We start from the raw sequence: 2,385 nt of genomic DNA on the forward strand, positions 1-2,385 counted from the left end.
CCCTCCTCGACCGCGGCCCGGTAGCCGTAGCCGGCATTGTTGACCAGGACGTCGACCCGGCATGACGCCGGCCGCCGCCAGGTTCGACACGTCGGTCGGTACAGCTCAGGTGTTCCGGAGCGTAGGTAACGAGATCACCACGTATCGGGCGGTCGTCACCACCCCGGAGCACGTGGTGATCACGGTCGAGGGCAACGGGAAGGCCCGCGCCCCGGAGATCCAGGACCTGGCCCAGAACATCGACCGCTGAGCTAACAGCGGGGGATCGTTCCGCTGGTGACGCTGATCTGACCGGAATGGCTGTACCCGGTCACGCCGGTGGCCCGGTTGCGGTGGTAGTACCAGATGTTGGTGCCGCCGGTCTGTTCGCCCAGTTTGTAGCAGGTGATGCTGGTGCCCTGGCCGGGATACCCGAGGCCGTGCACCGCGCAGCCGGAGGTCGTCTGCGGACATTTGCGGATGCGTACGCCCGAGCCGGTGTAGTCGCCGCTGGCGGCCGCGAAGGCCGGGGTGGCCGGAATCAGCGCGATCCCGCTCAGCAGCGCACCGGCCGCGGCCGTGCCCAGTATTCTCCTCGTTCTCATGGCATCTCCTCTTCGCTAGGTCACTGCATGGATCACGCCGGCGACGGCCAGCAGCGTCGTCGCCACCGTCGTCAGCCGGAACGGCCGGCCGGCGATGCTGTACCGCCTGTCCCAGTCGGAGCCGTCGCCCCAGCCGAGCCGGACCAACGGCATCACCGCCCGGCCGGCCCCGAACGCGGCACCGGCCAGTAGTGCATAGGGCCACCAGGCCAGCAGAGCCACGGTCAGCGCGGCCAGGTGCGGCACACTGCTGGTCATGAACGTGCGCAATCCGGTGCCCATCTCGAAACCGAACTGCCAGGCGCCGATCCGGCCGCCCTCCTGAATCACGGTGGACGGCACCTGCCGGCCGTTCTGGGGCAGCCACACCCGTACCAGACCGGACTCGTTGCCGACCACCACGACCGCGAGCAGCCCGATCAGGGCCAGGCGCACCCAGGTGGGCAGCACCGGCCGCAGCAGCGACCCGAGCAGCACCAGCAACGCGCCGGTCGTGACGCCGCCCAGTACCTCTCCGGCGGCGAAGTGCCACCGTGCGTTTCCCCGCCAAACTGACGAGCTCAGCAGATCTGCCGAGTTCAGGCTTCAAACGGAACCGGAGATGGCGTACCCGGACACCAGCCCGAGCAGCAGCCACCACATGACAGCGACCGGCGGCCCGCCGGCCAGGACCGATGCCGCGGCGGCGGTTGCCGCCGCGGCGAGGACGACGGCCGGTGTCCACGGATGGAACAGGGGCCGGACCAGGAGCATCAGATGGCCGTCCGGCAGATGCTGAACGTGTTGCGGGACGTGCTGCCGTCGCGATAGACGGTCCAGCCGTCGGAGCACTTGCGGTGGACGCCGCCACCGGTCCAGCGCCACGCGTTCCGGCTACTGCAACTGGTGTTGTCAAAGGTGTAGTTGTAGGTCACGGAACTGCCGGAGTAACTGTCGTTGCGGTGCCAGGAGCCGTTGCAGGTGCTGCTGTACCAGGCGCTCGCGGGGACGCACGTGGACGGGGAGCCGGAGTAGAAGCTGCGGCAGTCGTTCCACACCGACAGCACCGGGTTCGGGTTGGTCGCGCGGCTCGGCAGCACCCGGGTGACCAGGTCCAGGGCGGTCAGGCCGAGGCCCAGCGCGCCACCGCCGGCCAGCCGCAGCAGGGTGCGCCGGCCCAGGCGGGAGCCGCGGATCGTCGCGGTCACCACGCTCGGGGTGGCGTCCGGGGGCGCGGTGTGGAAATCGGGCAGGGCGGATGCGGTGATCGTCATGACGGGACCTCCGTGGTGGGCGTGGATGTGGGGTCGAGGGCAGCCTGGAGCGGTCTCAGGTCACCACCGGGAACCGCCTCGATGACAGTGCCGTCGGCGGCGATGACGACGATGCCGGGGGACCAGGACGGGGCGAGGTCCCGGTACGCCTGCGCGTCGACCAGCACCTCCACGCCTTCCGACGGCTGGTAGTCACCGGACGCGGCGAGGACGGCGAATTCGGCGGCGCCCGCGTACGTGGCGGCCAGCTTCCGGAACTCCGGCAGGACCTCGGCGCAGATGCTGCACCCCGGCTCGGCCGTGAACACGTACCGGCGGGAGGTGGTGAGCGGGCGCAGTGACCGCGCGGACTCGGGCAGGCCGGCGCGGGCGCCGGGCGGCAACCGCAGAGCCGCCTGCAGAATACGGACCTGTTGCAGCAGTGCCGCAAAGCCGAAGGCGAGCACGATGATCGCCAGCCAGGCGAGGATCAGGGCAGCGGTGGTGAAGCTCATCTCAGAGTGTCCTCCGGGGTATCGGAGCGGCGACAGCGGTCAGGACGACGGCCG

General features: G+C 70.1%; 6 protein-coding genes. 1 reads left to right on the plus strand and 5 read right to left on the minus strand.

All coding sequences use genetic code 11. From position 1 onward, the window contains the following. The first annotated feature begins 109 nt into the window (after nucleotides 1-109). On the plus strand, nucleotides 110-250 hold the full coding sequence (locus AB0C29_RS43895; protein ID WP_360833655.1) for a hypothetical protein: 141 nt from the start codon (nucleotides 110-112) through the stop codon (nucleotides 248-250). 1 nt (nucleotide 251) lies between these two features. Here AB0C29_RS43895 and AB0C29_RS43900 read toward each other — a convergent pair whose 3' ends face one another. The 5 genes from AB0C29_RS43900 to AB0C29_RS43920 all read right to left on the minus strand — a co-directional run bounded on the left by AB0C29_RS43900 (nucleotide 252) and on the right by AB0C29_RS43920 (nucleotide 2,331). Further along, entirely contained in the window at nucleotides 252-584 is a 333-nt protein-coding gene (locus AB0C29_RS43900; RefSeq protein ID WP_360833657.1) for a hypothetical protein, read from the minus strand. 15 nt (nucleotides 585-599) lie between these two features. Next, the gene (locus AB0C29_RS43905; protein WP_360833665.1) at nucleotides 600-1,061 is read right to left on the minus strand and encodes a hypothetical protein; all 462 of its coding nucleotides are present in this window, start codon (nucleotides 1,059-1,061) and stop codon (nucleotides 600-602) included. 108 nt (nucleotides 1,062-1,169) lie between these two features. Next, nucleotides 1,170-1,337 (minus strand): hypothetical protein, encoded by a 168-nt coding sequence (locus tag AB0C29_RS43910; RefSeq protein WP_360833659.1) that lies wholly within the window; start codon nucleotides 1,335-1,337, stop codon nucleotides 1,170-1,172. After that, nucleotides 1,337-1,837, minus strand: a complete 501-nt coding sequence (locus AB0C29_RS43915; protein WP_360833661.1) for a hypothetical protein — start codon at nucleotides 1,835-1,837, stop codon at nucleotides 1,337-1,339. The genes AB0C29_RS43910 and AB0C29_RS43915 overlap by 1 nt, the downstream gene beginning before the upstream one ends. Further along, the gene (locus AB0C29_RS43920; protein ID WP_360833663.1) at nucleotides 1,834-2,331 is read right to left on the minus strand and encodes a hypothetical protein; all 498 of its coding nucleotides are present in this window, start codon (nucleotides 2,329-2,331) and stop codon (nucleotides 1,834-1,836) included. Before AB0C29_RS43920 ends, AB0C29_RS43915 begins: the two co-directional genes overlap by 4 nt. Between the last annotated feature and the right edge of the window lie 54 nt (nucleotides 2,332-2,385).

The organism is Actinoplanes sp. NPDC048791 (assembly GCF_040650095.1).
Lineage (GTDB): Bacteria > Actinomycetota > Actinomycetes > Mycobacteriales > Micromonosporaceae > Actinoplanes.